Below are 4178 nucleotides of genomic sequence, written 5' to 3'. Positions count from 1 at the left end.
CTTAGAATCCTACTTTGATTAAATAAAAGATTAAAAAATCAATCTACGAGAAAAATCTATTTACACAAAAAATTTGACAGTTTCGATTTACTTTTTTAACTTTTTCTTAATATAATAAAAATTATGGCATACTAACCGCAATACATATATCTAATTGGAGTTGTTGTGAATGTTAGAAAAGAAAATTTACCTATTATCTCGAGCCACCATGCTTTTATCCAATTCTCTCTTTGGCATGATCATCATCTGGTGGCTGCAAACCCAAACCGGCAAATCATCTTTAGTCGGCTTGACTAACGCGATTTTCTCAATTACCGCTGCCTTATCAATTTTTACGGTCCAATTATTGATAAGCATTCCTTCAAGAGAACCAGTCAAACATCCCTATTAGTTCAAACTATCTTGTTATTCCTTTTAACGGCAGTGATGTTCTGGCTGAGTCACGACATAGTTTTGACCATTTTAATCTCTACTATTATGTCCATGTGCGATGAATTCTTCAGTCCGGCCGATCGTGCAATCCTTAAAGAAAGCGTCCCTTCTAAAAAAGATTTAAACAGCTTAATTTCAAAGTTGAGTATGATTGATCAAGTTGTGAATATCGCTGGTACTGCCCTTTCAGGTGTTTTATTGAGTCTTTTAATCGCTGGCCAATTGATGCTGGTTTGTAGCTGCTTAAGTCTGATTAGTATCTTCTTCCTGTACATTGCGTTAAGAAAAATTCCATCGACTAAACCTCAAGCAAACGATACTGATGATAAAACTAATAACTATCGCGCAAAAGTGTTCAGCGGCTTAAAGTATATTCGCCAAAATAGGTTTCTTAAATACTACTTTTGGTCATGTATCTGCTATTCCTTCGTTTCACCAGCGTTAATTATTCTCTTACCTAAACTAGCCGATAAGCTTGGCTCTACTGGACTTTATAGTACACTCTATCTTTGCTTTGTCGGCGGCTTTCTCTTAGGAACACTCATCTCGGGCAAGCTAACTCCTACAGTTAAAACGATCTCCTACACTTGGATGCTTAGTACCATTCCTTTATTAATGATGATCTTCTTCCTGTCTAATTGGCTTGCATTAAGTGTGCTCATCGCCTTGTTTGGTTTTCTAACTAGTTTTCAAAATATTCTGTCAGAATCAATGATTCAGATTACTACGGAAGATGCATATTTAGGACGTGTGCTAACCACGATTCGCACTAGTACTTCAATTGGTGGTCCAATCAGCTCCGTAGTTGCTGGGATCATGCTCGATCATTCAGGCGATCAGATTTTAATTATTCTTTGCGCAGTATTCGTCCTCATTGGTGGAATCAACATGCTATTTGCAAAAGAAGCGGCAAACTAAGTCGCTTTTATTTTGTTCAAAGATATTTTATAATTGAGATTAAATTTAAGAAAAGAGAATAAATATGAAAAAAGCGATTGTTTTAATCAGTGTAATGGCCGCTGCGCTATTGACGGGATGCAATAAGCAAACAGCAAAATCAAATTTAAGTTCACAATCATCAAGTAGTTCAAAAATTGTACGTCATGAGACTAAATCATCTAGTGAAGCTCCTCGCATTAATATTCATAAAAAATATAAGGGCTTTAAACTTACAACTGTACCTAGCCAGTACCGTGGTACCTGGTATCGCGGCGATCCTTATTCTAAAAGGGCTAGAAAACTCGTGATTACTGAGCACACGGTTAACGGCGATGTCACTTATCAAAAAGTTGATCCAAATTTAAAATTGAATCGTCACTCTGAAAAACAAAATAAAAAATACTCTGGCAATATTGTTCTAATTGATACTCAAGGTAATTCGTTAAAAGTGCGCGGCTTCTTGGATCTGGTGAACTTAGATTATCAACCTGGTCAATTTAAGAACCATGATTGTCTCTTCTTAAGCTATGGGACTGATCCTAGTGTCATCAACGGTGCGATTTTTATGGATAAAAATGTTGCACTTAAATATAGAAAGTATGATTTTACTAAGGTAAAGAAAAATAGACTGTCATAACGACAGTCTATTTTTTACGTATTTTACTTCTTTAAAGCAGCAGCTTGTGCTTCTTCTGGAGTGTTAGATGGTGTTAACTTAATTCCTCCGGCAAATTTAACATCATCAGCTTTAACATAAGCGTCGTGTCCTACATCGATTTTACTTTGTCTTGCTGTTGGAGTAGTAGTTGCATAGAAACTGGTTCCAACTAAGTGATAGAATAATTCAGCTTTATTTTCGCTCGGAACCCAAATATACATTAATTTGTCTACCTTTAAGTGTCCCATTTGCTTTATGATCTTTTGACCATTATGGTTTTGAATAGTTCCATCGGCATTGTAAACATCGGTAGCTTTAGGGAAGGTGATGTAAGAAAAGTTCTCTGCATTATAATCATGTACAGGTAACTTCTTATCAGCCTTAACATCAATTGAATAAATCCAATTATCTATACCCTTGATATGGTAAATAGTTTGATCACCATTAAATGAACCAACTGCATATGCCACTTTATCAGCTCGGTCACCACTTTCTAAACGGTCTACGGTAAACTTAGTACCATTAGGAACTGATTTAACAATTTTTGGATTACCATCACTAGTAAAGGTCAAGATAGGTGCGGTCTTTCTATAATATTTTGCGACATCAACAGTTACGGTAGTCTCATCAACATTTTTTGATGAAGTGTTAGTTGTATTTGTCTTGGAAGTAGTTGTTGTAGTAGCAGCACTAATGTTAGAACTAATAACTGGTCCTAAATTGTAAGACTTAATATATTGTTTTCTTGGACCACCTACTCTAAAGTAACGTTTACCATTCTTAAATTTGTAGGAGCCACCGTATGTGGTTACAGTTTTTCCCTTGTAGAATTTCCACTTCTTACTGCTTGCAGTCATACCATATGGCGTTCTTTGAGTAGAAGTCCGGTAGATATAAGCATTATGTGTAATTTTTCTAGTTACACCATCAATGTTGGTTACTTTGATATATTGATCCTTGCCTGAAATTTTATAGTATTGGCTACCGTCAATAGTAACAGGAGTTGGGGCAACATAGATTGAACCATAAACGTACGCGTGGTGCTAGTTAAATCGTTCTAGACAATAAGCCGAATTATAAGCTAAAATTGCAATTTCCAACCGGCTTTGAAAGCCTATCAGACTACGTGCTCGATTGTTCTCGGTATTGTAATAGGTCAGAAGCGAAAAGCCGCTTTCAATTGTTCTGCGAATAGCCATCAATTGATGATCATTGTGCTTTTTAGCTCCTGTCATATTTTTACGATATGGTGTCCAAAGTTCGTAACCCATTTGTTTTAGCTGTTGATGCAGTTCTTTGCCTAAATAGCCTTCGTCGCCAAGAAGATAGTAATTAGATGGATGGGTATTTTCCATCAGTTCAACTGTCTCCCTGGCATCATGAACTGATGCCTTTGTTACGACATAATCAAGAATGTAACCGTCATCGCTAACAATGGCATGAACTTTGAAACCATAGAAGTAAATTTTCTTGGTGGCCTTATAACCAATGTTGGCATAACCGCGAAAAATTTTAGCACGATAGTTGCGAATTGGTTGGTAAACAGGTACCGAAAAGCTGTCAATGATCAAGAACTGTCCATTCAGGTCAACCTTTTTATTCATTTCTTGCCGTATCTGATAAATCAATTGCAATAGCTGACGTGAACGCCGATTAAAACGTGAGTGTGATAAACAATTGAAATATTCACAGAATCTTCTTTGTGATTCAATTCCTGTCTTAGCTTGCCAGATAAGTAAAGCCAAAATCAGACTGTCCGTAGTTTTAATTTGATCAATATTTCGCCGATGAGTAAACTCAGCCGGTGCATACAAACGATACCAGTGCCGACAAATTATCACTAAATCTTTAAAACTAGCTTGTAAATGGTGGCTAAAATGCCTAAGCTTAAGGCAGTTCAATCAGATCAGACTCTTTTCTATTATTACTATTTACAAGTCGAGTCTAACAAGATTGGACTTTTTTATTAACTAAAACGATTTAACTAGCACCACGCGTACTATTATATATTATAGTATCTAATATTTAGTTAAATATAATTGATGATGATTTCAGTTTATTGATTAAGAGACCGTAAAATAGTTTGTGTAAGGATGAATAATTCCTTAAATTAATTTCTTAAAACATTAGAAAAAGGAGTTCCTTTCTC

4 protein-coding genes and 1 pseudogene are annotated in these 4178 nt (G+C 35.7%); 2 read left to right on the top strand and 3 right to left on the bottom strand.

Features of this window, described 5'->3' with window-relative positions; all coding sequences use genetic code 11:
• Positions 1-186 precede the first annotated feature (186 nt).
• A complete protein-coding gene (locus tag H3T43_RS09485; protein WP_013641887.1) occupies positions 187-378 on the bottom strand; it encodes a hypothetical protein in 192 nt (63 codons plus the stop codon).
• Between H3T43_RS09485 and H3T43_RS09235 the strand changes: the two genes are divergently transcribed.
• On the top strand, positions 325-1350 hold the full coding sequence (locus tag H3T43_RS09235) for an MFS transporter (RefSeq protein WP_223903053.1): 1026 nt from the start codon (positions 325-327) through the stop codon (positions 1348-1350). The two genes, H3T43_RS09485 and H3T43_RS09235, sit on opposite strands and share 54 nt — an antisense overlap.
• Before the next feature lie 64 nt (positions 1351-1414).
• Positions 1415-2008, top strand: a complete 594-nt coding sequence (locus H3T43_RS09230) for a hypothetical protein (RefSeq protein WP_198214157.1) — start codon at positions 1415-1417, stop codon at positions 2006-2008.
• A gap of 23 nt (positions 2009-2031) precedes the next feature.
• On the opposite strand, the pseudogene H3T43_RS09225 reads toward H3T43_RS09230, so the two are convergent.
• Positions 2032-3063 (bottom strand): annotated as a pseudogene (locus H3T43_RS09225) (SLAP domain-containing protein); the annotation flags it as partial.
• A 9-nt stretch (positions 3064-3072) separates the two neighbouring features.
• Positions 3073-3930: an IS982 family transposase gene (locus H3T43_RS09215; RefSeq protein WP_198214155.1), complete on the bottom strand. Its 858-nt coding sequence runs from the start codon at positions 3928-3930 to the stop codon at positions 3073-3075.
• Positions 3931-4178: the final 248 nt, after the last annotated feature.

Source organism: Lactobacillus sp. M0396, assembly GCF_016101625.1.
GTDB lineage: Bacteria > Bacillota > Bacilli > Lactobacillales > Lactobacillaceae > Lactobacillus > Lactobacillus huangpiensis.
The sequence above is the reverse complement of the archived record's forward strand: the minus strand, read 5'-3'. Positions and strand labels throughout refer to the sequence as shown.

Coding starts and splice junctions, on each gene's coding strand:
- H3T43_RS09230 (WP_198214157.1), top strand. CDS start 1,415: ATGAAAAAAGCGATTGTTTTAATCAGTGTAATGGCCGCTGCGCTATTG.